21 protein-coding genes and 1 tRNA gene are annotated in these 23,947 nt (G+C 34.6%); 9 read left to right on the plus strand and 13 right to left on the minus strand.

Features of this window, described 5'->3' with window-relative positions:
* The first annotated feature begins 72 nt into the window (after positions 1–72).
* Both porZ and recO read left to right on the plus strand, forming a co-directional pair.
* Positions 73–2,370 (plus strand): type IX secretion system anionic LPS delivery protein PorZ, encoded by a 2,298-nt coding sequence (gene porZ, locus K6119_RS10400; RefSeq protein ID WP_221838810.1) that lies wholly within the window; start codon positions 73–75, stop codon positions 2,368–2,370.
* 2 nt (positions 2,371–2,372) lie between these two features.
* A complete protein-coding gene (gene recO / locus K6119_RS10405) occupies positions 2,373–3,086 on the plus strand; it encodes a DNA repair protein RecO (protein ID WP_221838812.1) in 714 nt (237 codons plus the stop codon).
* A 53-nt stretch (positions 3,087–3,139) separates the two neighbouring features.
* Here recO and K6119_RS10410 read toward each other — a convergent pair whose 3' ends face one another.
* From K6119_RS10410 to K6119_RS10425, 4 genes are all read right to left on the minus strand, one after another.
* Entirely contained in the window at positions 3,140–6,130 is a 2,991-nt protein-coding gene (locus K6119_RS10410) for a M43 family zinc metalloprotease (RefSeq protein ID WP_221838814.1), read from the minus strand.
* Positions 6,131–6,289: 159 nt separating this feature from the next.
* Positions 6,290–7,516 carry a C1 family peptidase gene (locus K6119_RS10415; protein ID WP_221838815.1) on the minus strand — a complete coding sequence of 409 codons (1,227 nt, stop codon included), beginning with the start codon at positions 7,514–7,516 and terminating at the stop codon, positions 6,290–6,292.
* A gap of 114 nt (positions 7,517–7,630) precedes the next feature.
* On the minus strand, positions 7,631–8,860 hold the full coding sequence (locus K6119_RS10420; RefSeq protein WP_221838816.1) for an HU domain-containing protein: 1,230 nt from the start codon (positions 8,858–8,860) through the stop codon (positions 7,631–7,633).
* Positions 8,861–8,940: 80 nt separating this feature from the next.
* The gene (locus K6119_RS10425; protein WP_221838817.1) at positions 8,941–10,620 is read right to left on the minus strand and encodes a hypothetical protein; all 1,680 of its coding nucleotides are present in this window, start codon (positions 10,618–10,620) and stop codon (positions 8,941–8,943) included.
* Between the two features lie 228 nt (positions 10,621–10,848).
* On the opposite strand from K6119_RS10425, the gene K6119_RS10430 reads away from it, so the two are divergent.
* Entirely contained in the window at positions 10,849–11,901 is a 1,053-nt protein-coding gene (locus K6119_RS10430; protein WP_237827990.1) for a hypothetical protein, read from the plus strand.
* On the opposite strand, the gene K6119_RS10435 is transcribed toward K6119_RS10430, so the two are convergent.
* The 3 genes from K6119_RS10435 to K6119_RS10445 all read right to left on the minus strand — a co-directional run bounded on the left by K6119_RS10435 (position 11,888) and on the right by K6119_RS10445 (position 13,966).
* Positions 11,888–12,289, minus strand: a complete 402-nt coding sequence (locus K6119_RS10435; protein WP_221838819.1) for a carboxypeptidase-like regulatory domain-containing protein — start codon at positions 12,287–12,289, stop codon at positions 11,888–11,890. The two genes, K6119_RS10430 and K6119_RS10435, sit on opposite strands and share 14 nt — an antisense overlap.
* 89 nt (positions 12,290–12,378) lie before the next feature.
* A complete protein-coding gene (locus K6119_RS10440; protein ID WP_221838820.1) occupies positions 12,379–13,101 on the minus strand; it encodes a carboxypeptidase regulatory-like domain-containing protein in 723 nt (240 codons plus the stop codon).
* Between the two features lie 181 nt (positions 13,102–13,282).
* Positions 13,283–13,966, minus strand: a complete 684-nt coding sequence (locus K6119_RS10445) for a TIGR02117 family protein (protein WP_221838821.1) — start codon at positions 13,964–13,966, stop codon at positions 13,283–13,285.
* Between the two features lie 41 nt (positions 13,967–14,007).
* Between K6119_RS10445 and rlmN the strand changes: the two genes are divergently transcribed.
* The 3 genes from rlmN to K6119_RS10460 all read left to right on the plus strand — a co-directional run bounded on the left by rlmN (position 14,008) and on the right by K6119_RS10460 (position 17,380).
* Entirely contained in the window at positions 14,008–15,081 is a 1,074-nt protein-coding gene (gene rlmN, locus K6119_RS10450) for a dual-specificity RNA methyltransferase RlmN (RefSeq protein ID WP_221838822.1), read from the plus strand.
* 56 nt (positions 15,082–15,137) lie between these two features.
* Positions 15,138–15,788, plus strand: a complete 651-nt coding sequence (locus K6119_RS10455; protein WP_221838823.1) for a hypothetical protein — start codon at positions 15,138–15,140, stop codon at positions 15,786–15,788.
* Between the two features lie 71 nt (positions 15,789–15,859).
* Entirely contained in the window at positions 15,860–17,380 is a 1,521-nt protein-coding gene (locus tag K6119_RS10460) for a hypothetical protein (protein ID WP_221838824.1), read from the plus strand.
* Positions 17,381–17,384: 4 nt separating this feature from the next.
* Here K6119_RS10460 and K6119_RS10465 read toward each other — a convergent pair whose 3' ends face one another.
* The 5 genes from K6119_RS10465 to K6119_RS10485 are packed head-to-tail and all read right to left on the minus strand — an operon-like array spanning position 17,385 to position 21,710.
* On the minus strand, positions 17,385–17,606 hold the full coding sequence (locus K6119_RS10465; RefSeq protein ID WP_221838825.1) for a hypothetical protein: 222 nt from the start codon (positions 17,604–17,606) through the stop codon (positions 17,385–17,387).
* Positions 17,606–18,211: an LPS export ABC transporter periplasmic protein LptC gene (gene lptC / locus K6119_RS10470; protein ID WP_221838826.1), complete on the minus strand. Its 606-nt coding sequence runs from the start codon at positions 18,209–18,211 to the stop codon at positions 17,606–17,608. The genes K6119_RS10465 and lptC overlap by 1 nt, the downstream gene beginning before the upstream one ends.
* Positions 18,184–19,503: a tetratricopeptide repeat protein gene (locus tag K6119_RS10475; protein WP_221838828.1), complete on the minus strand. Its 1,320-nt coding sequence runs from the start codon at positions 19,501–19,503 to the stop codon at positions 18,184–18,186. Before K6119_RS10475 ends, lptC begins: the two co-directional genes overlap by 28 nt.
* 10 nt (positions 19,504–19,513) lie before the next feature.
* Complete coding sequence (locus tag K6119_RS10480; protein WP_221838829.1) at positions 19,514–21,001, minus strand: porin family protein; 1,488 nt, start codon at positions 20,999–21,001, stop codon at positions 19,514–19,516.
* A complete protein-coding gene (locus tag K6119_RS10485) occupies positions 20,985–21,710 on the minus strand; it encodes a type III pantothenate kinase (protein WP_221838830.1) in 726 nt (241 codons plus the stop codon). The genes K6119_RS10480 and K6119_RS10485 overlap by 17 nt, the downstream gene beginning before the upstream one ends.
* 70 nt (positions 21,711–21,780) lie before the next feature.
* Here K6119_RS10485 and K6119_RS10490 point away from each other — a divergent pair, with 70 nt between their 5' ends.
* From K6119_RS10490 to K6119_RS10500, 3 genes are read left to right on the plus strand one after another with little or no spacing between them, the layout of a single operon-like run.
* Positions 21,781–22,167, plus strand: a complete 387-nt coding sequence (locus tag K6119_RS10490) for a hypothetical protein (RefSeq protein ID WP_221838831.1) — start codon at positions 21,781–21,783, stop codon at positions 22,165–22,167.
* Positions 22,168–22,226: 59 nt separating this feature from the next.
* A complete protein-coding gene (locus K6119_RS10495) occupies positions 22,227–22,607 on the plus strand; it encodes a hypothetical protein (RefSeq protein ID WP_221838832.1) in 381 nt (126 codons plus the stop codon).
* Positions 22,608–22,649: 42 nt separating this feature from the next.
* A complete protein-coding gene (locus K6119_RS10500; RefSeq protein WP_221838833.1) occupies positions 22,650–23,327 on the plus strand; it encodes a hypothetical protein in 678 nt (225 codons plus the stop codon).
* Positions 23,328–23,577: 250 nt separating this feature from the next.
* Here K6119_RS10500 and K6119_RS10505 read toward each other — a convergent pair.
* Positions 23,578–23,650: transfer RNA gene (locus tag K6119_RS10505), tRNA-Phe, on the minus strand.
* Between the last annotated feature and the right edge of the window lie 297 nt (positions 23,651–23,947).

The following is a 23,947-nucleotide window of genomic DNA, read 5'->3' on the forward strand; positions in this document are numbered from 1 at the left end:
AACACTTCCTCAATGTAAGGCCAAACAATATTTTAGAGACAATAGAGTTATTAGTTTGTATTTTTGAATTCCATGAGTAGAATATTGCTATTGTCACTTATATTAAGTTCCATTGCACACGGTCAAATTGCCATGCAGGACTGGAGAATACATTTCTCTGTTAATAATACTGTTGGGATAGCGGAAAACACTAGCAGAATCTACAGTGCCTGTGCCAATGGCGTAATCGAATATGATACAGATGATAATTCTGTCAACATGTTAACTGTTACCAATGGGTTATCAGATCTTGGAATTTCTGCAATTGATAGTGATGGTTCAGATGTTGTAATCTTGGGATATTCTAATGGAAACCTCGACATCATTGAAGGAAACACCATTACTAACATTCCCTGGATTAAAAAAGCTGAGATATCAGGAAATAAAAAAGTAAACTCATTTTATTTTGACGGAGATATCATTTATGTTGCTACCAACATTGGATTGGTGGTACTTGACAATGCTAAAAAAGAAATAAAAGACACCTATTATCCATTTGATGATCCACAAATCTTTGACGTTACAATATTTAAAGACAGTATTTATTGCGCCACAGAAAACGGAATTTACCACGCTCACAAGGATCAATCATTTTTAAATGACAAAAACAACTGGTCAAAGCCTTCTTTTATGCCAAGCAACTTAAATAATTTGATGTTTGGTGAAATTGAAACTTTTGGCGACAACCTTGTATTTTCATATGATGGTGCCGATTACAACACAGATTCACTTTATTATTACAACAGTAATGGGTTCAACGTTTTTACCGGAAACCCGGTTGAAATTCTGGACATAAAAGCACAAGGTGATAAATTATTGGTTTGCTTCTTCAGCAATTTGTTGGAGCTAGATAATTCATTCAACATAACTACTAACATTTTTGAAGTACAAGGGACTGCACCAATTGTTAAAGGAGCTATTTATAGAGATGGTTTTTATTGGATTGCAGATGAAAATAATGGCATGGTCAAAGCTTTGAATTCATGGTCATCTGACGTTGTATTTAACAACACGCCTTATACAGACGGAAGTTATCGAATTGATATTCAATATGGAAATGTATTAATCGCTGGTGGAGGTTTAACGCACAATTTACAAAATAACTATTTCAGAAATGGAGTGTACAAATTTGAAGATGAAGAATGGATAAATTTTAACCATAAAACCCAAGATTCTATAAAAATAGATCAAGATTGGGACTTCATCTCTGTAGCCGTAAATCCACTGAATACTGATGAATTTGCATTTGCTTCATACTCAGCTGGGGGATTAATGGTGGTGAAAGATGGAAAAACAATATCTGAAGTTTACAACACACAAAACTCTCCAATTGAAGCCTTTGGTGGACAAATTAAAATCAGTGATATCAAATATGATTTAGATGGCAATTTGTGGATTGTAAATCAAGGAATTGAACCACTTAAAGTTTTAACACCTGAGGGAATTTGGTATTCATTTGAAATGGGCTCGCCAGCCAAAAACTCACATCCATATAGATTACTTATAGATAATGACGGCAATAAGTGGGTTGGATTTAACCATGTAGGTGTAGTTGCATTCAATGATAACGGAACCTTAGCAGATGAATCAGATGATCAACTTCAAACATTGACCACAACTGAAGGATATGGAAATCTTCCATCTGCATTTCCTAAAGCTATAGCAGAAGACATAGATGGTGAAATTTGGATTGGGACAGACCTTGGAATGGTTATACTCTACAATACATCTAATTTATATGATGGGGACTATGGAGATTATGATGCAAATCCGATTTTAATTGAGGTTGATGGAGAAGTTGAAAAATTGCTTGGAGAAACTGATATTACCACTATTACGATTGACGGAGGTAACAGAAAATGGATTGGAACTAGTAGTTCAGGAATATTTTGCCTTTCTGAAGACGGAACTGAAGAAATTTATCGCTTCACTAAAGAAAATAGTCCTTTAATTTCAAACAACATTTTTGATATCAGAATTAATCATCTTACCGGTGAAGTTTTTGTAGCAACAGAATCAGGATTGGTTTCATTTAGAACTGATGCCACAATTGCAGATAATGACTACAGTGATGTTACTGTATTTCCAAATCCAGTTCGCCCTGATTTTGGAGGCCCTATTACAATTCAAGGGCTAGGATATGAATCAGATGTGAAAATCACTGATGTGGCAGGAAACGTTGTGTATAAATCAAGATCTAACGGAGGAACTGTAATATGGGATGGGAATACCGTTAATGGTGAAAGAGTAAAAACAGGTGTATATTTGGTGTGGACAGCAAGAGAAAATGGCAAAGGTAAAAACGTTGCCAAAGTTGTTGTGATAAACTAGTCATGAGCACACACACTACCGAGGGCATTGTACTTCAAAAAACAGATTATTCTGAAAGTAGTTTAATCATCAAACTCCTTACAGCTGACGAAGGAGTTCAAAGCTTTATTTTTCAGGGAGCAAAACGCAAAAACAAAAAGGGAAATTTAATTAGTTCAATGGCTGTTTTAAGCATTGAATATTATAAACGTAACGACTCACATCTTGCCAAGATAACAGCTATAGAATCTGCAATTGTATTTAAACAGATTCCGTTTGACCCTTATAGATCTAGTATTTTGTTTTTTATGAATGAGGTGCTTAATCAATGTATAAAAGAAAAAGAAGCGGATAGGGATCTTTATACTTTTGTTCGCAGCTTAGTTGAGATTTTAGATTATTCAGAGAACCTCAACTACTTTCCAATTAAGTTTTTATACGAGCTTACCAAGTATTTAGGTTTTTACCCTCAAATGGACAAAAACGGCAAATATTTTGACATACAGGAAGGTAAATTTGTTGCTTATGCACCTCATCATCCATTTTACCTGAGTGAAGAAAAATCCAACGTGTTATTGACAATAGCTAAAACTCCTTTTAACGAATCTCCCAATGTCAAAACCAATATTGCTATCAGAAGGGAATTGATGAATGACTTATTAAAGTACTATCAGGTAATTTTTGATCACTTTGAAGAAATCAAAAGCTTAGCGGTTTTGGAAGCTACCTTGAGCTAAAAAAAGCCCCAACTGAAATCAGCTGGGGCCTCAATTATTATTATCTGAATAGATTACTTCACAACAATTTTCTTGCTGATAGTTTCTCCCTCAGATTGAATATTTACAAAATATACACCAGAAGCAACTCCTGTTAAATCAAAATTAATTGTTTGATCTTTCACTTGGTTAAAGCTATTACTGAATACTTTTTGTCCAATAACATTAAGTATTTCAATGTTCATATCTCTAGCCTCATTCAAACCAAATATTAACGAGAATTCACCACTAGTTGGATTTGGATACATTTCAAACTGGTTGCTCCATAAATCGTCAAAACCTCCACCTGCATCAACAGTTATTACCACTGTCAACTCAGCATCACATCCTGAACCATCAGTTACATTACAAACATAAGTTGTAGTAACCGTAGGCGCAACATTAATAGTTTGTGTAGTTCCAACTTGAATTGGTCCGGCTCCTTCATTTGCATACCAAGTCCAGCTTACACCTCCTGTTACAGTTAAATCTGTAGGAGTTCCAGCCGCAATTGTCATATCAGGAGTAATAGTAGGTGCAAAAGTGTTTACATTTCCTACAGTTACTGTACCAGTAGCTTCACAATTGGCATTATCTGATAAGATGTAGTTGTAAGTACCAGCAATTAATCCGGTATAACTTCCAGTTGTTTCAATGGTTGTCCCATTATTAATTGAATAGTTATAAGGACCACCTGTACCACCTGTTATAGTGATATTGATTGCACCATCTTGAGCTGTACAGTTTTCATCTGTCACTGAAAAGTTAGGATTCAATGGAGGATTAACTGTCAATGTAAACGGACCGTCAACATCTGTTAAACATGAACCATCAGCTTCTAAACTTATGGTCCAGGTTCCTTGTGTGAAGAAGTTTGTAGTCAAGTTAGCTTCATCATAGAAATAATCATTTGATCCATCTGAAATATCCCAGAAATAGTTAGTTGTATTTGATGAACCATATCCATTCATAGTAACACTCATACCCTCACAAGTTTCATTATCCGGCCATGCAGCTAATGCAACCGGCGTAGGACCATTAGAAGTTAAAACATCCATTACCAATGAACAGTTAGGATTTGAAGTAAACAAACTATTTGTAGATTGCCATGTATATTGTGCCGGAATCAATGGTTCGTAACCTCTTACCCATGTTGTACTCGCTCCAGGAGGTCTATCTGAGAAATTTGTAGTCGCAAACAATACAGTATCCTGGATTGTAGTAGTAGGATATTCTAACTCCATACCTACCCAAAATTCTCCACTTACAGGAACCGGTACAGCAAAATCAATTTGATTCCAAAAACCAGCATTCAAACTTGAAATGGCTACAGTTTGAGTTCCAAGAACCGCACCTGGACCAGGAGTTGCTCCGTTATCATCCCATACAGTAAAAATAACGTCATTTGCTCCACCAATGTCATCCGCCTGGAAAACCGGCAAATAAATTCTTCTAACCTCAGTTGGCGTACTTACATTGAAACTATCTGCAATAAATTGTAATTGGAATGCATTAGTTCCCGGAGGTAAATAAACATGACCAGGGTAATATCCGTCACCAGAAGTTAATCCGTATGCCGTCATATTTGCTTCTTCAGCAGCCGTATAATTTCTAAGTGTATCACAAGCAGTTGTACCTCCACCAGAAGCTACAACAGTGATATAATCAGTTTTAATTTCATCATCACTTCCGTAAATGTTAGAAGCAGTTAATGTAACTGTATAAGTACCAGCTGTGGCAAATTGGATAGTTGGATCTTGTGAAGAAGCATCCGTTCCATTAATATAAGTTACTCCAGTTGCAGGTGTTACTGACCATGCCCAAGAAGTTGGATAGTTAGTAGATAAATCTGTAAAGTTGACAGAACCTCCTTCAACAGTAGTAGTAATATCAGCTACAAAGTTTGCAACCGGTGGTTGAGGATTTACAGGTACACAAGCATCAGATGAATTTAAACTGTTTCTTGATCCAGTTAATACTGCAGTCATTAAATCTACTTGATCTTGAGTATAAATAATGGTACAGTTTGCGTAATCCATAAAGTTCTCATACTGTGTTTCTGTACCAGAACAAGTTTGTTGCGATCCTGAACAAGAACCAGGATAATCAAAAGATGGACCTGCTGTGTTTGGCGTATCACTTAAACCATCATCATCAGTACAACCTGAAGATTGATTTGAGTTACCCCAAGTGTGAGACAATCCCAAGTAATGTCCTAATTCATGTGTTAACACACGGTTAGTTGGAGGCATTCCAAGGTTATAATCGATAACAATACCATCAATTGATGCAGGTGGTAATGAAGAAATAGTTGGTTTGTACGCATATCCTGCCGTTCCAGAAGATGCACCATTTGTAATATCGCAGATCCAAACATTTACATAGCTTGTTCTGTCCCAAACTTCGGTACCAGTATTTCCACTTGTTGAACTCTTCATTTTATTAGCTTCCGTATTCGGATCATAATAATCCTCTGTTGTAGAAACCCTGTGAATTCCAAGTTCTGATAATTGTTGTCCTTGTGGATCTTTTTGAGCCAGGCAAAACTGAATATCCGCATTAGCTGCAGACCATCCAAAACCAGATCTCAAGTTTCCAACATCTGAATTAGTAGCAGAAAAATCTTCATTTACAGCATCTAATAATGCATTAATTGCTGCTTCTGATACATTTTCAGCCGGGTTATCAGGATTGTGAATAACATGGAAAATAATTGGAATTGTATAAGTAGCTCTATCCGAACTTCCGGTAGTTTTATTGGCAATTAAATTTCCGTGATCTTGTTCAGCTCTGTATTGATCAACGATTCCATATTCGTTGATCCACTGATTTGTTAAAGCATCTGAAATACAGTGCTCACCATCATGATGATGATGTAAATTTGGAGACAGATTAAACACTGTCCCAGCCGTTCCTTTATTGACTGTAGTAACCGTTTTTCCTGCTTTTTGAAGCACCTGGTTATAAGCCATGGAAGGAAACATGATAAGCGCTGCTAACGCAACTCGAGTAATAGTTTTCTTCATAAACATGAATTTTAGATTCAGCCTAATTTAGTGAAAGTGAGTAATATCTCAAAATATTGATATTTTCTAAACAAGAAGTTTAAACAGTAAGCCAAATATTAACGCAAAAAAAATCCCCGATAAATCGAGGATTTCTTAAGTATTTTCGAAACAAAATCCCTATTGGATATTCAGTTTCTTTTTCATGTCTTTTGAAATTGCATCCTTGTGCAAATAGATGTTGATAGTCTTATATTTAAAATAAGCCTCAGAAGCATAAAAATATCCGTCACAATCATTGGAGGTTGTTCCCCATGAATTCTTAATCAACAAATATTTTGTGTCATTTTGATCTTTAAATAAACCAACTGCATGCATTCCATGATCATCAGTAGTTTCTTTACCGTCATAAGCAGCTTGTCTTAGCTCTTGAGTGATTTCTAGTTCTTCACCCGGTTTTAAGAAACAAGAAGCTTTTTTATCTGCACCTGCATCAGAAAAGTTTTTGTTGTCTTTACCTTCAACGTAAATTGTCTCTTTGTCTTTAGGAACAATAGCTAATCCAGATCTAAAGCTGAAATATTTTTCAGAAACATCAGCTCCCCATGCAAATGAATATCCTTCTTTTAATGCATACTCAGCAGCAGCCCATAAATCAGCTAAAGGAACGTTGTATGATGATCCCCAAACCCAGTTATCAGCAATTGCCAATTGGCATTTTTCATAATATGGATGATTGCTAAATGATGTGATTGAAACATAATCGTCCATGTTCAATCCCAACTCATCTCTGTACGAAATAGGGTTATACTCTTTACCTTCTACTTTGAACTTAAATTCAGTAACATCTTCAGGTACTTCACCTAAATAAGCATTTAAAATTCCTCTTAACGCTTTCTTCCATGAAGAAGTCATAGGATTTCTGTCATCCACATGATCTCTTGCTTTCATCACTCCATCCATTGCTCCTTTTAAAAGTGCCACCATTTCAGAGTGATTATGTCTTTCTGAACCATAGTTTAATCCAGTAAACGCTTCTTTAGGAACAACTCCAAATTTTCTGATCACCCAAGGGATATCATGAAATGCTCCACCTTCATCAAAATTGGTATTTCCGTCAGTTCTGAAATACTTTTCAGCCTTTCCTAAATATGCTTGATATACAATATACATTTCAGATAGTGTCGGCATTTCTTTACCCATTCTATCTAACTCAGTTTCAAAAAATGACAATGCTGAAAATGACCAACAAGTTCCTGTCCACCCTTGAGACTCAACAGGTGTTGCATCTAAATGCACTAATTGTTCAAATCTATATTCACTTCCTTCTTTGTTGGTGACATTTGCCTTTTGTGCAAAAGAAAAAATTGAAGTTCCCAACAACAACGTTAATGCTACTTTTTTCATTTCTACATAATTGATTGTTTCAAAAGTAACTATTGAGATTACTTTTCACAATAATTATGTGAAACAAAGCACTTTTTAATTGATAAATGAATGTTTAATAGGGTTAGATGGAAACTACTTTTTAAGTATCCAAGCTGAATGTCCGGCATTTTTGACCTTGTCCAAACCATTTTCTGCTGCATCTCTAGAATCAAATCCTCCGGCAGTTACACGGTGAAGACCTTTGTTTTTATCCAAAATGGCAGCTGCAAATCCATCTTTTTGAAGTTGACTAACCAGGGTTTCTGCATTTGCTTTTACCGAGAAACAACCTGCAATTATCTGATATTTACCTGCAACATCAGCATGATAAAATTCATTATTATCCACCACCTCTTTTTTCTCAAGATCAACCGGCAAATAAAAATCTTCAGCTACCTCTAAATTGTAGATTTTAGCATCAACATTTTCTGTCAATTCTTCCAATGAAGGTTGGTGTTCAAAAATGTCAGCTTTAAAATCAGAATCACGCGGAACATAAACTTTTTTAGACTGTTTATGAATAGGGTTAAAATCTGACAACTGAATACTACTGGTTTCCACAGCATCAGTCTCCATTGGAATCCAATAAGAGTAAAATAAAATTGGAACAAAAGCCACAGCAACTGCATACTTAAACACTGTAACTGCTCTGCCTTTTTTAATTGGAATTACATCCGCACTTACTTGAACATTTGCCTCATTATCTTCTTGAATCTTTTCTTTCTCATTCAATGAGATAACTACAGTTTCTTTCTGATCAACAGTTTTTTCTTCAACTACAACTACCTCATTTTTAGGCTCTTCCTTTATTAAAACAGGCTTTAATTCCTTAGGTGTAATTACCTCTTCTTTAACAGTAGGCTTAAATTCTTTAATAGTTTCAACCTTCTCTCTCTTCTCAACAGCTTGATCAAAAGCAACAAAATCAACCGACCTTAAACCATAAGCTTCAAGCAATAGGTTTACTTCTCTTGATTGTTCAAAGTGAATATTTCCTCTTTCACGATAAAGAAATCCGATTTCTCCAATCTCAATTCTTTCACCATTATCAAAAGCCTTCAACCACTTTTTAACTGCATCACTTATATCATCTAAAGCATCAGAATAAGTAATGTCTTCTTTCTGTGCTACATAATTACCTAACAAACCATCATTGTTAATCAAATTTGGATTAAACAATACAGATTTTGAAGGTGGATAAGCTTTTTTACGATAATTGTCCACCACAGCAGATTTGTAGTTGGCCACGAAACCACCAAACTCCGGAACAATTACACAATTGTGTTTGTGTAACAGGGCTGCTATGTATTTAGACAATTCCATCTCTTATTACAAAGTTAAGAAACTTATTGTAGATACGGAAAACAAAGGGATGGAGTTACATTTTTACCAGGATAATTTTATTACCCAATTCCTAAAACAGTAGCCAAGTCTTTTGCGCTTTTCACCTGATCAGTGACATCCTTTACGGCCAAATCAACTTCAGGATTTGATAAGTCTAAATTTTTAAAGGAAGTTTTATCCAGCAAAAAGACTCTGTTTCCTTCACCAAATATTACCAATTGGTTATTACCTCTTTCATTACAATAGAGGTGATTTGGGTGAAAACTTAAAGAAGCATTAATTTCCATATCTATTACACAAGTCACATATAACTCTCCTAATTTTTTACCAGTTTCATCATTGTAATAAGTAGGATTTAATGCAACTGGGTCTACAATTCTTCTGGTTTGGTCACAATTAAAAACCCCAAAATTAAAAGACCTTAGGCCATTAATTAATTGACTTTTTTGAGTACCAAATGAACCAGGAAATGTAACAGTTAGATCTTTAGATTTTTTATATTCCAAACTATTTAAATAAGTTATTTTGGTCTTGTCCATTGTAGTGTCTAACTTCTCAATAGGTTCACTCATTATCAATTCCAAATAAACCGGAAGACTATCTCTAAAAACCAACATGGTTTTCTCTTTAATCTTAACCTCATCCACCATTGCTGAAATTCTACTTTCGCCACTGGTTAATACGTTAAATTTTCTCATTGCTTGTTCGCTTAATGCAGCAAACACTTGATTTTTATCAATTGCAAATTGCCTACTGATGTGCGAATACCCTTGATACTCTCCCTGATCTATAAATTCTTCCGGTCGGTAATCTGACACTGTCACTCTGCGCTCTTCTGTTTGCATTTTAATTTGATTAATCTCAGTTCCATCTTTAAGCGTCATTGTGATTCCCGAACTAAATCTACCGGTTTTCGAATCTAACTCTTGCCAGTGATTATCATCCAATTCAAAAAATCCAACCTGATCTAAATCTGCAGTTGGCATTAAATCAACTTCTGCAGCTTTAACCAATTTTAATTGTTTACCGTCTTTCATAGCAACAAACTCATACATTCCGGCTGAATTAAACATTTTTCCTTCACCATGTCTCATTGTAATTCCGGATACTGCAATTTCAGCCTGATTCCTGAATTCACGATAATACAATTGATATTTACCTCTTACAGTATCCCCATTCATATAGGTAACTGCATACTTTGGCATTTCAATTTGAGACCCTGATGAGTATTGCAAAATACCACCTTCCTCGTTGATAATTCCAAGTTCTTGAAAGGGCACTTCTAATTTTTTAAAGTATTCTTTCTGCGCCTGATAGTCCAGTTTTTTTCCATAGTGAATTACAAAACCATGAAAGTACTTTCTGGCTTCAAATTGCTCTGTTGCCCCGGTCTGTTTATAGTATGTCCAGTTTGGAGAGTCATTTTTCAACTGAGGATAATCCTCCATCAGCTGCAATACTCTGGCATCATTCAATGAATCCTGATTATAAGAAGGATCTGATTTAAAAGCAGTATATACCAGATCAACATGATAAACCTGATATCCTTTCAGCTCATTTGTTAATCTGCTATTTTTTAAAGCACTCTTTCCAAATCCGTTTGAAATCCAGATTGTATTTTGCTGTGTATTAGCATAACGTTGAACATTGCGCTCCTGTTTCTGAAACTCCTGCCCAATAACATTGAACGAAGAGTAAAACAAAGTAAAAGCAACTATAAGGAATTTTGTTTGGGTCATTTTAATTCATTTATAAGTAAATGTATCTCACCTTAATAGGTAACCAAATTTAAAAAGATCAAAATTGATTTCTTCTACATAATCTATGAATCCAACCATAAAATCTACCAATGAAAATCTATATTCACTTGACCAAGCATACATTTTGATATTTTTTTGTACCTTCTTGCCAACAATACCTTTTTTATGAAACCTCTACTACTCCAATCAACACGTTTTGTGTTGCTCGTGTCACTTGCATTTGTATTCAGTTGCAAAAAACAATACCACAAACCATTAGAAAATGCTGCAGACGGACCTGCGGCAGGAAACCCTGACGGAACTTATACTCCTCCGTCAGAAGCATTGGCTGAAGATGCCTCAACTCCAACAATAGTTGTTGGTGATGGTACACCAGAAAGTTGCACCTGTGAAGCATTTGTTGATGCTGTAGCTCAAGGTGGAATTATCACCTTTAATTGTGGAAGTCAACCACACACTATTGAAATGGATGAAACGGCTAAAGTATTTAATGATGCCAGTGAAGAAATTATCATTGATGGAGGCGGTTTAATTACTTTAAGCGGAAAAGGAAAACACAGAATTTTATATATGAATACCTGTGATGAAAATCAAAATTGGACAACTTCTCATTGTAATGATCAGGATCATCCAAGATTAACAGTACAAAACATCACATTTGCTGATGGTAATTCAACAGCTGAAAAAGAATATGAAGGCGGGGGTGCCATCTGGATTAGAGGAGGCCGATTTAAAGCAGTTAATTGCAGATTCTTCAACAATGTATGTGCACACAAAGGTCCAGATGTTGGCGGAGGAGCCATTCGTGTTTTTGACCAGTATCAAGACTTACCGGTTTATATTAATAACTGCACGTTTGGTGGAAAAGAAGGATATGGTAACTACGGATCCAATGGAGGTGCTTTGAGCAGTATTGGTGTTTCTTGGAGTATTTATAATTCTCTTTTCTCATACAACAGTGCCATTGGTGAAGGAGGTAATCCAAAACAAAAAGGAACCAAAGGTGGAGGAAGCGGTGGTGCAATTTACAATGATGGTAACACCATGACCCTTTCACTATACGGTTGTAAACTTGAACACAATGATGTGATTCAACACGGTTCTTCTATTTTCTTTGTTACTAATGACCATTCTGGAAATATTCACATTGAAGATTGCGTAATTCAAAACAACACAGGTGGATCATGGTATCCGGTTTACCCTAGTATTTCAATGCATGATGACACACAGATTACTGTGATCAACTCTACCATTGAATAGGATTTCCTGCTTCATCTAAATTGGTGCTTCTGTTGCGGTTGTAACCGCAACATCCAAAACAGCATGAAATAATCTGTGTTTGTACAAGTGAAATTGTCGCTTGAGATTCTTTGTTATCTGTAACTACAACATCCTTGATAAGATGCTCAGTATAACCTATACTTTTGATGTGTACTTCATAAGTGCCAGAAGGTAAATTTTTAAATGTGTACTTACCATCCAAATTAGTCATCATTGCTGACTTAAAAGAGCTATCTTGACTGGTTAGCCATACTTTGGCAAAAGGAATTTCAATGTTATTTTCATCCATTACCTGCCCTTTAATTGAGCCTGTTTGAGCAAATGAATGGATTCCAAATAACAGGGAAAGAACAAATAAATATTTCATAGCTTTAAGTTTTAAGTAAAAAAAAGTCCCTACTGAGGTGTAAACAGCAGGGACCGTAAATATTATGCTGATTAAGACGCTATTGTACTTTACTTTTTCCCAGCTAACCAGGCATAATATAAGTCGAAGTAACTTTTTGTTTCAAGTACCACTACACCTCCGGTAGTATCTCCGTATTTAGCAGGAACTCCTCCTGTATATCCGGTCATTCCACCTATTCCAACACCTGGTACTCCATTTAAGTCTTGGGATTTAACACCATCTACATAGTATACCACATCTCCAGGTCTCGAACCTCTGATAATCATATCTGAAGTACCTTCTTGAATAATGATATCCGAATTATATGCAGCAAACAATTCCTTTGGATTTTGAATCAGTGGAGAATGTTCAATATCATCCACACCGATTTTAATTTGCTGTACATCTTTTTCAATCAAAGGTGGCTCATACACGTATACATATGGCCCTAACACTGTACTTTTTTCTCTTAAAACAACTCTTCCTACATCTGCAATTCCGTTTGACGCAACAATGATTGCCTTTTGAATAGTTGTATCTTTTCCAGTTGAATAAGAATACAGATTATAGGTTCCGGGAGTCAAAGCTTTAAAAGCAAACTTCCCATCTATATCTGCTGCCATTTTAGTTGTGTTTCCATGACCTTCTACCCAAACTCTAGCATTTGGAATTGGTTCTTTTGATGCTTCATCAACGATTACTCCTTTGATAGTTCCAAGATTAACTTGAGCAGACACCATCCCTGCTATAAACAAGGCTGCAACACTTAATGTAATTTTCAATTTTCTCATGACTTAATTTTTATGTTCATACTCAAGAAAGGATTCGCTTTAATTTTTTACTGATTAATTCCTCAGCTGCGTTTCTCAATTCTCATTGTCAATTACTAGATGTAGCGCTTCACATAATTCCATAAAAAAAATCCAGAAAAATTTCTTTTCCCAGTATTTACAGCACTTTGAAAGGTGATTTTTATTTATGAAACTTCATTAAAGAGATGGCAAAAATGTTCCAGGCTGCAGTTTTTACTCCTGCATTTTTTAATCCGGCATTGGTCCATGAGTTGCAGGTTTCAAAAACGTGATATGAGTTATTAGCTTCATAAAATCTATCATAACCGTAATACGTTATTTCCGGAATTAGTAGAGGCTTACTATCTTTTATATAAAAGGAAGATTCAATGTACTCACACAATTTCTTGTATCCTTCATCAGTAATTTCAAAAGATAAACAATGATCTGATGCTGAAGGAGTATAATTTAAGGCTTCAACGTGCATTGCTGTTTCAGTAGGAACCATTAATGCTTTAAATGCTATAGGAAAAGAAAAATCATCCCACGTTTTAATTACTGTATAAAAATCTCTATCACCCCATCCAAATGAGTAGTATGTAGCATTGCTTCTAGACTTAAAGTCATCAGCATTTAAAAACTCATTCCAATCTTGAAGATCATTACTAACAGGCACACAAATATCTGTGTGGATTCCGTTTGATCTTATGAAGATTTGGTGATTTGCGGCTCCACTGTATGGTATGTGATAGCTAAAAATCAATCCCAACATAGCATACATTATTACTAAAGTAAAACCACCAATTATTGTTGTTATGGTTTGACTTATAATGATCACCGCTATTTTCAATGTTTTATTTTTCACTGGATATTAGATAATATAAGCCTACCTTTGCAGCTAGCTTTATGAATGTATCCAAAAAAAATATAAGAAGTCACCCATTGGAGGACATCATTTCTGATCTGGAACAAATTGGTGAGAAAAAATTCAGAGCCAAACAAGTATATGAATGGATCTGGAAAAGAGGAGCACGTTCATTTGATGAAATGCACAATGTATCTAAGAAAGTAACCGATCATTTAAATGACAATTATTTTCTTGATACTATTGACATATCAGATCAGCAAAAAAGTAATGACGGCACAATTAAGTGTGCATTTAAATCTTTTGACAATCAAATTACTGAAGGCGTATTGATTCCTACATCCAGTAGAGTAACTGCTTGTGTATCTTCACAAGTAGGGTGTAGTTTGGCATGTAAATTTTGTGCTACCGGACGTTTAAAATTGATGCGCAATTTAACCCCTGGTGAAATTTATGATCAGGTAAAATTGTTGAATGACTTATCTGAAGCAGAATACGGTCAACGTTTAACAAACATTGTTTTTATGGGAATGGGAGAACCATTGTTGAATTACAAGAATTTGTTAAGTGGAATTGAAATGATCTGTAGTGAAAACGGACTTGGATTTTCTCCTAAACGAGTAACCGTTTCAACAGCTGGAATTGCCAAAATGATTACAAAATTAGGAGATGATGATGTCAAGTTTAATTTGGCGCTTTCTTTACACGCAGCCAATGATGTTAAACGTTCTGAGATAATGGAAATTAACGATTCCAATAATTTAGATGTATTGGCTGAATCATTGCGATATTTTTATGATCAAACGGGTTCAAGAATAACTTTTGAATACATCATTTTTAAAGACTTTAATGATGATCTAAAAGATGCTAAAGAACTGGCTGATTATTGCAAAAATCTACCTGTAAAAATCAACATCATTGAGTATAATCCAATTGATGGTGGAGAATTCCAACAAGCTGATCCTCAAAAAGTAGACGCCTTTGCCAACTATTTAGAATCTCTAAATCTAGTAGTAAATGTTAGGCGCAGCAGAGGAAAAGACATAGATGCGGCCTGTGGTCAATTGGCTAACAAGAACAAATCTATCCAATTAAAGGAACGAGTTTTGAAATAAACGGGTATCTTAGCGGCCCAGGAAAAAACTGGGTTAACTAATTAAATTTTAAATTGATGAAAAAAGTAACACTACTTTTCGCAGCTGCTTTAGGAATGTTTTTGTACGCTTGCGGAGGATCAAATTCAGAAGGTGATTCTGATTATGAAGGAGAAGATTACGAAGCAACTGCTTTCGTAGACGTTGATAATGGTGCTGACACTACAGTTGTAGTAACCATAGAATCAAAAGATGGAGAAGATAAATTCGAATTGGAAATTCCATCTTGGGAAGTTGAAATGATTGAAATGCCTTACGGTGAATATCACGTAAAAGCTGTTACAGTAACTGATTCAGTTATTGTTGACGAAGACTTCAAATTAGAAGAAGTTGATTACGTATATGGATTTAACTTAAATCTTACTAAGGAAGACTATATCGTAGAAAATGTAGTATATGCTGTTAATCCAACAGGATTAGAGAATTACGGTAAAACATTGACTTATGATGGTAAAACTTACGATAACATTGATGCTTATGTAATCGAAGGAAAATTAGTTGTACCAGAAGAGTGGGATTATAACTTAGACGAAGAGTATCCTGAAGAAATTGAATTAGCTGCAGGAAGTACTACAGACAGCAGATCAAAATTGTACAGAGCATCTACTTACATTTTGATTCTTGAATTGGCTGAATTATTTGAAGAATACGGTGACGAGTCTTTCTAAAAAATAGACTTTCATCCTTTTAATATTTAAGCGCCCTCTATATGAGGGCGTTTTTTGTATCTTTATGTTAGATGCGGCAGGCACTTATATTCATATTACTATTTAGCACTCAGCTTTTATATGCTCAGTTGGACAAACCCGTTATTGGTCCTGAGTATAATACTGCGAAAAAGGAAAATTTTTCAGGCTTTCTTGGTGAATCAGATATAGGTTTATTTACTGCAGATTATGTTTACTATAGCAAGCGTAAACAAGAACTCAATATTCGTCAGTTTCATAAAACAGATTTACAATTAGTAAGTAGTAATAATATCTACAGTGAAATTGAAGATGGCTACTCCAATGATCCCTCTGAGATTTTCTTTCAAAACAACAGGTTTTTTCTTTTCTCAAAACTGCAATCTGATAGAGACAAAACACAATTATTAGCGCTTGAAGTATTCAATAGTAATTGTGAACGTATCAATAAAGTAATTTTAGACACTATTGAAACTGAAGAGGTAAGTTATATTGAAGAAGCTCAAGATAAAAAGGGATTTATTCTGGCTAAGCATTTAAAATATACCCAGCTAATTGAACAAGAAATTGCCCTGTTAAAAATAGATGAAGAAGGAAACATTTCATGGGACAAAGTGATAAAATCTCCAATGGCTCTAAAAAATCTGCGCATTGAAAAAATTGCTTTCAAATCTAACCAAACAGTTTACCTCTTGTGCAATTATGCATTTGATCTAGGCCAAGGTGGATCACAACAACTAAACAACCAATACGCATTATGGGCATATAACAACAAAATGCAGTTCTTAAAAGAATTTGAAATCCGCATTAAGGATAAATATATTAATGGGGTAGATATCAAAATCAATCAAGACAACCACTTATTGATGTCAGGTTATTTTAATGAAACAAAGAACCCCTCAATTGCCGGCGTATTTAGTTTGATAATTGGAGACAAACTCAAAGTAATCCATGACAGTTGGAATAAATATAATGCAGATGTTATGGCTAAGTTTTTCAATAAAGATGATAGAAATAAAGACAAGGAATTGGAAAACTATGTGTTCAAAGATATCCAGCTGTTGGATGATGGATCATTTTTCACTATTGGCGAACAGTATTACAAGTACATTGAGCGAAATTATGACCCCAGAACTAATATCACTACAACCACTGAACACTACAATTACAACTCTATTATCGTTAGCTATTTTACAAAAGAAGGAGAATATAAATGGACAGAAAGGGTTTCAAAATCGCAAAATTCAACAAATGACTACGGTTATTTCTCATCTTTTGTAGCACTGAATAGCGGTAAAGAATTGTATTTATTTTTCAATGACTCAAAGAAAAATAATGAAGATCCTCCAGAAAATTATTTTGATTACGATAACCTATTTAATAATAGAAGATTCCAAATTAGTTATGCGCATATCAATACAAAGGGAATAGTGAACAGAACCGGCTTGTTGGATGAAGATTATGATTACATGCTTCGCGCTAAATTAAGCGGACAAATTAATCCTGAATCAATGTACTTGATTACAGAATCCAATCGATCTTCGAAAATAGTTAAGGTAGCAGTAAAAAACTAACTGCCTATTTCTTATTCTTATTAGCTTCCATTTCAGCTTTACTTTTGGTCAATCTTTTCCATTGCCATCTTCTCAACAAAGCTAAAACTGCAGTAATTGCAGGAACAGAAATGTACCATGATTCGGCTCTTTCTTGTATCAATAGGATAATCACCATAATAAGGCAAACACCTGTTACTATGAACCAAAAATACATTTGAATTTTACTTACTTTAATTAAATCCATTACTCGTTTTTATTGTAATACTCTACTATGACATCATGCATTTCATAATCTCTGAAATTCTCGTCTGAATCAAGGCCAACACCTCTTACATAATAATCATCTTTTCCAAAAACTTCAAACTGCTTATCTGTTACAATACGCTTTGTTGATTGCAACCATTTCAACTCTTCTGTTTTCAGTGTTTGGTTTTCTAAATAATTAGTGAAAATTACATTATTTCTACAGACTATGATCTTTTCTCTTGGTCTCATTTCTCCATAATCTGCTTCGAGATGCGATTCAATAACATCTTTACCTTTGAAAAAATTAACCTGAAATCCATTTTTGAAAATGGTCATTTCTCTTTCTCCATCATACTTTTCCATTCGGTTAGCAATGATTTCAAAACGCACAATTCCTGAATCAGAATAAAGGGTGTGCATACCATTCACTATTTGATCAGGAGTTGAATCCGTAGCCGTCACTGTTTTTACCTGAGAAAGATCATTTTCACATGAAAATAATGAGGCACAAAAAAACATTCCCGCCACTATAAGGGCAGGAATGCTTAGTAATTCATATCTTATTTTCTGTTCGATTATCTGATAGTTGTAGATTCTCCCCAACAAGATAACGTGATTGAACTTCCTTCAGTATAACTGTTGTCAAATATTTCTCCTTTATCAGGTGCGTTGCTCAAGTAAGTAGATGAACTTACATCTTCACCTAAGCTCGCCGCTTTTCTGATATAGTCATTTGCCAACCAGTAGTTTGCTTTTCTTTCAAAAGTAGACTCACCACAAGAGTTTGCCATTGCAGCAATACTGTTTCCACAAATAATCATTGCTTTCCCTTGGTATTCACCTCCTACTGATTTTGCAGTTCTAAAAGCAGATTTGTATTGGTGAGCAGCATACTGAGCGCTTGCTAATTTGTAGTTGTATACATCTTTGTTTTCTCCTTCACCTTCCATTTCAACTGCTTTGCTAAATGCTTCAACAGCTTTGTCACTAGATTTTTTACTCATGTAAACATTACCTAAACCATAGTAACCGGCAGCAGTAGGATTTCTCTTGTTTGCTTCAACTACGTACTTCTCATAAGTTTCAGTTTCTGTACATTTTTGTTTTTCCATCAAACCAATGAACTTGTTCAATTCAGCCATTCCAGCATCTCCTTCAGGAATTGATGTAAATTTTTTCTCTAAAACTGGCATTAACACCTCACAGTCATTTGCAATTTTCAAGAAGTACTTGTCTAAGAAAGATTGAGCTTTTCCGTAAGCATCAGCATACTTCTCAGCTTTCTCTTTATCATCCATTGCATTTGCCTTTTTAATAGCTTGTTTACAATAGTCTGATAAGATGATGTATTCTTCAATAATAAATTCTCTTGTAGCCTCTTTCTCTTCTGCTGAAGCTTTGTTGAATTTATTTACAATCAAGTGCATGAAATACATTTGAATTTGAGTAGGTGAAGCTTTGTCTTTTAATACATGGATATTCTCATAAAGTTTATCCATCTTCTCAGTTTCATCACTTTTCTCAGAAGTCAAGAATACTGCATAATCAAGTTCCCAATCAGGATCTTTTTCATACTTCATTCTCCCTTCATAAATCAATTTCAAAGTATCATTGATTTCAGCTTTTCTAGCTTCATCCTTAGTAGCTTTGCTCAGTTTCAAATATGCAATTCTACCATTGGTAAAGAAACCTGCATCTAAAGAATCACCACAGCTAAACATGGCTTTATTCCAGAACATACAAGCGTCTTCTAATTGATTACTTTTTAAGTACTGGAAATACAAAGTTTTGTACTTTTTACAATCTTCATCATTGTAATTTGAACCTTCTTGAGCAAAAGATAAATTTGCTGTAATTGTTAGTGCTAGTGCGTAAAAAAGTGCTTTCAATTTCATTTTTATGTGTTTAGTCGTACTTTCTTTTTAGGAACCATTTGTCTCCAACACCTGGTGTTAAAGAAACTCCAAAGAACACTCCAATGTATTTTTCTTGTATTAAACCGTTCTCTGTGGTTCCGAGTTTTCCAAAATTCGCTCCAAAATTAACATTTGTATTTGAAAGTTTGGCAACTCTTATTGGCAGACCTACTCCAAAACTCATGCCATAAGCGTCTAATCCGGTCAAATCTCCAAGTGAATTTTGTACCATGTATTCTGTCATAGTATAGTAACCTCCTAATCTATAGCTAATTGTGCCTAAGTAAGGTGTTTTGGCTCTATCTAACACTACAGATATTGGTGTATACTCTATTCCTAAACCAACTCTCATTCTATCTCTTAAATTTCCATTATAAGTCATAGAACTGAAATCCTCTGTGTACTTAGACCATTTTTGAAAATCTACATCTGCCGCAATTCTAAAAACACTTGAATTATTATAGTTTTTTGGACCAAACCTTACTTCAATTCCTCCTCTATAACCTTCTGGAATAACAACGGTTCCTTGATCGTCATTTATATATTCTATAGTATCAGAAATTACTTCTGCCCCATTAAATCCACCTACGTTAATGTATGAATAAGAGAAGATATCATTAAAAGCTTTGAGTTTAGCCTCAGGCACATAAGCCGCACCAATTCCAACTGTAAATTTCTTGTTTTTCTCTTGATGTTTTGTAGATGTACTTTCAAGTCCAAAAGAAAATTCGTAATTGAATCCAAACTCATAATTGAATCCTTTCAATCTAAGTGAATTTTCAACCTTTGAGTTCAACCCAAGTGATGCAGACCAAAACTGGAAAGTTCTTACTCTATCAGAAGTTCCAAAAATATAATTGACATTTCCTCCTACGGATAATCGGTGTCCTAACTTTCTTTTAAAGTAAACAGTATCAAATATGTTACCTGTTGAATCTTTCAAATATCTTGGAATAGGATCACTTGTAGTGAATTTTTCCACAGGTCTGTACGCTACACCCAAATAAACATCAGACACGGCACCATAACCTTCATTGGTATACAATTCAGTACTATCACCATCTTCCACCGTATATTCAGAAATTGTATATCCGGTAAAACTATAAGGCTTTAATCCCAGTGCAGCACCCCACCTTTTTTTTATTGGCAATCCCAATTGAAATTGATTTAATCCAAATTGTCTTTGTACTGTAGAAGCGTTTGAAGTTTCATAGCGAGAAAATCTACCATTCATTCCAAACTGAAAAACAGGAGTATATCTTGCTAAATAACTGTAAGAAGCAGGATTTAATGTATTTACTTTGGATGAATCAAAATTTGCCATACTAACTCCACCCATTGCAGAAAAAGCAGCATAATCATTGCCTTGCAACTCACCTAAACCAAAAACACTATAAGGTGAATGAGTTCCTTTTTGAGCAAAAGAACCGGTAGTAGCAACCAAAGCGATCAAAAGAACTTTAAGTGTTCTCAACATTATAAGTTAAAATTTTATTCAGCCCATAAAGGGTCAAATCAGAATCTGCAAAGATGTCAACTATAAACGGTTTATCAAAGAAATTCGCATCTCCACCGGTCATAAAAATTGTTAATTCAGGAAATTGGTGTCTATATCTTCTAATAAACCCATTGATTTCATTGAACGCACCCAGTTGAACACCTGCGCGGATACTGCTCTCTGTGTCAGTACCATAATCTTTTTCTAAAACTGCAGGATTTAGTAATGGCAATTTATCAGTATAATGCTCCAACGCCTTAAATCTCATCATTATACCGGGAGAAATATTACCACCTAAATATTGACCTTTAGCATCAACTAAATCATACTTAATACAAGTCCCCATATCAATTACCAGATTTGTGTGATTCATATTTCTGAACCAAACACCTACTGCATTGGCAATTCTATCTTTTCCTAAAGAAGAGGGTGTACCGTACAAATTTTTAATGGGTAATGGTGTATTACTTTCTAATCTGATCTCATTGAATCTGTACCTACTCAAATCCAAACCATCATTTACAACACTGCTAACAATTGCGTGTTTTATGGATGTAATACTATCACTGATCCAGGAGTGCATCTCTTCCTTACACTCCGGTTTAAATGATTTTACCTTTAAAATTTCGTCTCCCTGATATAAGGCTAACTTAAAGGCTGTGTTTCCCTCGTCAATTATCAGATTCATGGCGCAAAGTTAATTTAAGTTTCTTATTAAAAATCAAGATTCATATATTGTAAACAAAACACACATATTTATGAAACAATTATTGACATTTGTACTTGTTTTAACCTGCACTTTTAGCTGGTCCCAAGACACACTTGCTCAAAGAAGTCCCGTAACTATCAAACTTGGATCATATGAATCTGGAGATACAGCCCAATACAAAGTGATTAAAAATGTAAAGTACTTCGTAATTAGTGATGCGGAAGGAGTTGTAGCCAAAGGATACCAAATAGTTGGAGGAAAAATGATGATAGAAGGATTAAACTTTGATGGTAAAATTGAAAAAAATGGAATCCTTGATAAAAGTGCTCTTTCTTTAATTAGGTCATCAAAAGGCAAAAAACTGAGTGCTGAAATTCGATACAATTCAGCAGACGGAGTGACAAGATTAGGCGCTTTCGTCTTATTTATACAGTAAAGGGATTCTGTTACTTTTAATAAAATTGCAATTAGATATACACAACAATGAAATAACTCATGAAAAAACTATTTTCAATTATCACCATTTGTACCTTTTCATTCATTGCTTCTAGCCAAAAAGATACGCCTAAAGTTATGCTTGGAGGAGCAGGAAATCAAGACACAGTCAGCTTGGCACAAATTGTTGATGCAGAAAAAATTCAATTCGTTAATGCGGATGGATCAGTAAATTCTACTTATAAAATTGACGGAGGCACCTTGATTGTGGCCAGTGTTGCAGGAGCGGGAAGAATTGTAAAGGACGGTTTGTTGGATAATAAAGCAAAATCTATGCTTAAACTCACTCCTGGTCACAGCGTTGTTTTTGAATTTAGATACACCAATGATGAAAATATTTCCAGAATTGGCAATGTAAAATTCTATGTTTTAGAAGAGTAAGACCTATTAATCATTTTTTACAAGTGGTTAAGGAGAAATTACATGAAATCTCTTTTTAGATCAACATTCATATTGCTACTTAGTTTTAATTTAGTCTCTTGCTTTGAGATTACAGAGGACATTACTATTCATTCAGATGGAAATGGAATTCTTAAAATTCAAGCAGATTTTAGTGAAAGTAAATTCAAGATAAATTCTATCCTCGAACATCAAGAATATGAAGGTTATCAGATTCCATCCAGGGATAAAATAAAATCTACATTTAATCAATTGGTGAACTTGACTGATTTTTGCTCAAATATTTCAATTGTGTCCAGCGATATTGATTTGGAGAATTACATTATCAATTATAGCTGCAAATTTAATGAAGTAGAAGACGTCAATGTATTGGTAGACTCGATTAAAACTGAATTCAATTCTGATTTAAATCCAAAGTTCAAATACCTGAAATATGATCGAAAAAAAGGAGAGTTTTCAAGAAACGGAGATAATTTTTTGAAGGATAAAGTGGAGCAATTACCACTTTCACAAAGAGTAATTTTCAATTCAGCTTATTACACCTGTATTTACAGATTTGATAATTTAATTGATTCAAATTTTACTTCAGGTGCAAAAACATCTACCAACAGAAAAATATCTACAAAGAAATTATCCATGAAGTCATTAACCTTTAATGGAGAATTGATCAACCACAAAATCCAAACAATTCCTGTTCATTAATAAAACCCATTTTCACTGCGTGAAATGCTTTTTTCATTTTGTTCACTCATTCAAGCAAGCTTGACTCGTGTTTTGGAATTGCAAACTTCACTTCAACTTCGTTTCGTTTAGTTTGCGATTCGTGGAAGGAAAACTACAAAACCCATTTTCACTGCGTGAAATGCTTTTTTCATTTTGTTCACTCATTCAAGCAAGCTTGACTCGTGACCAAAATGAAAAAACCCATTCCGGAAATCCGAAATGGGTTTTGTGGTGATGGAGGGAATTGAACCCCCGACACAAGGATTTTCAGTCCTTTGCTCTACCAACTGAGCTACATCACCTCCTTGTTTCAACCTCACCCTTTGGTAAGGCGGGGACAAAGATATATAATCAAATTAATCTGATTGTTATTACAACAACTTTTTTTTCATTTTTTATTTATTGACCTCAAAATCAAGCATTCTAAATCTTCTTAACAAGAATATAACAACTGTCGATAAATCCATATTATTCAACGATAAATGAGTCAATTAACACTGTGTTTGTACCAAAATATTAACTTTGGTACGATAAATGCAATACGCATTTTCCAAGATGTAAAAAAATACCGCCTAGCACTTTTAGATCGGGATTTTATT

Origin of the sequence: Paracrocinitomix mangrovi (genome assembly GCF_019740355.2) — a bacterium.
Classification (GTDB): Bacteria; Bacteroidota; Bacteroidia; order Flavobacteriales_D; family Crocinitomicaceae; genus Paracrocinitomix; species Paracrocinitomix mangrovi.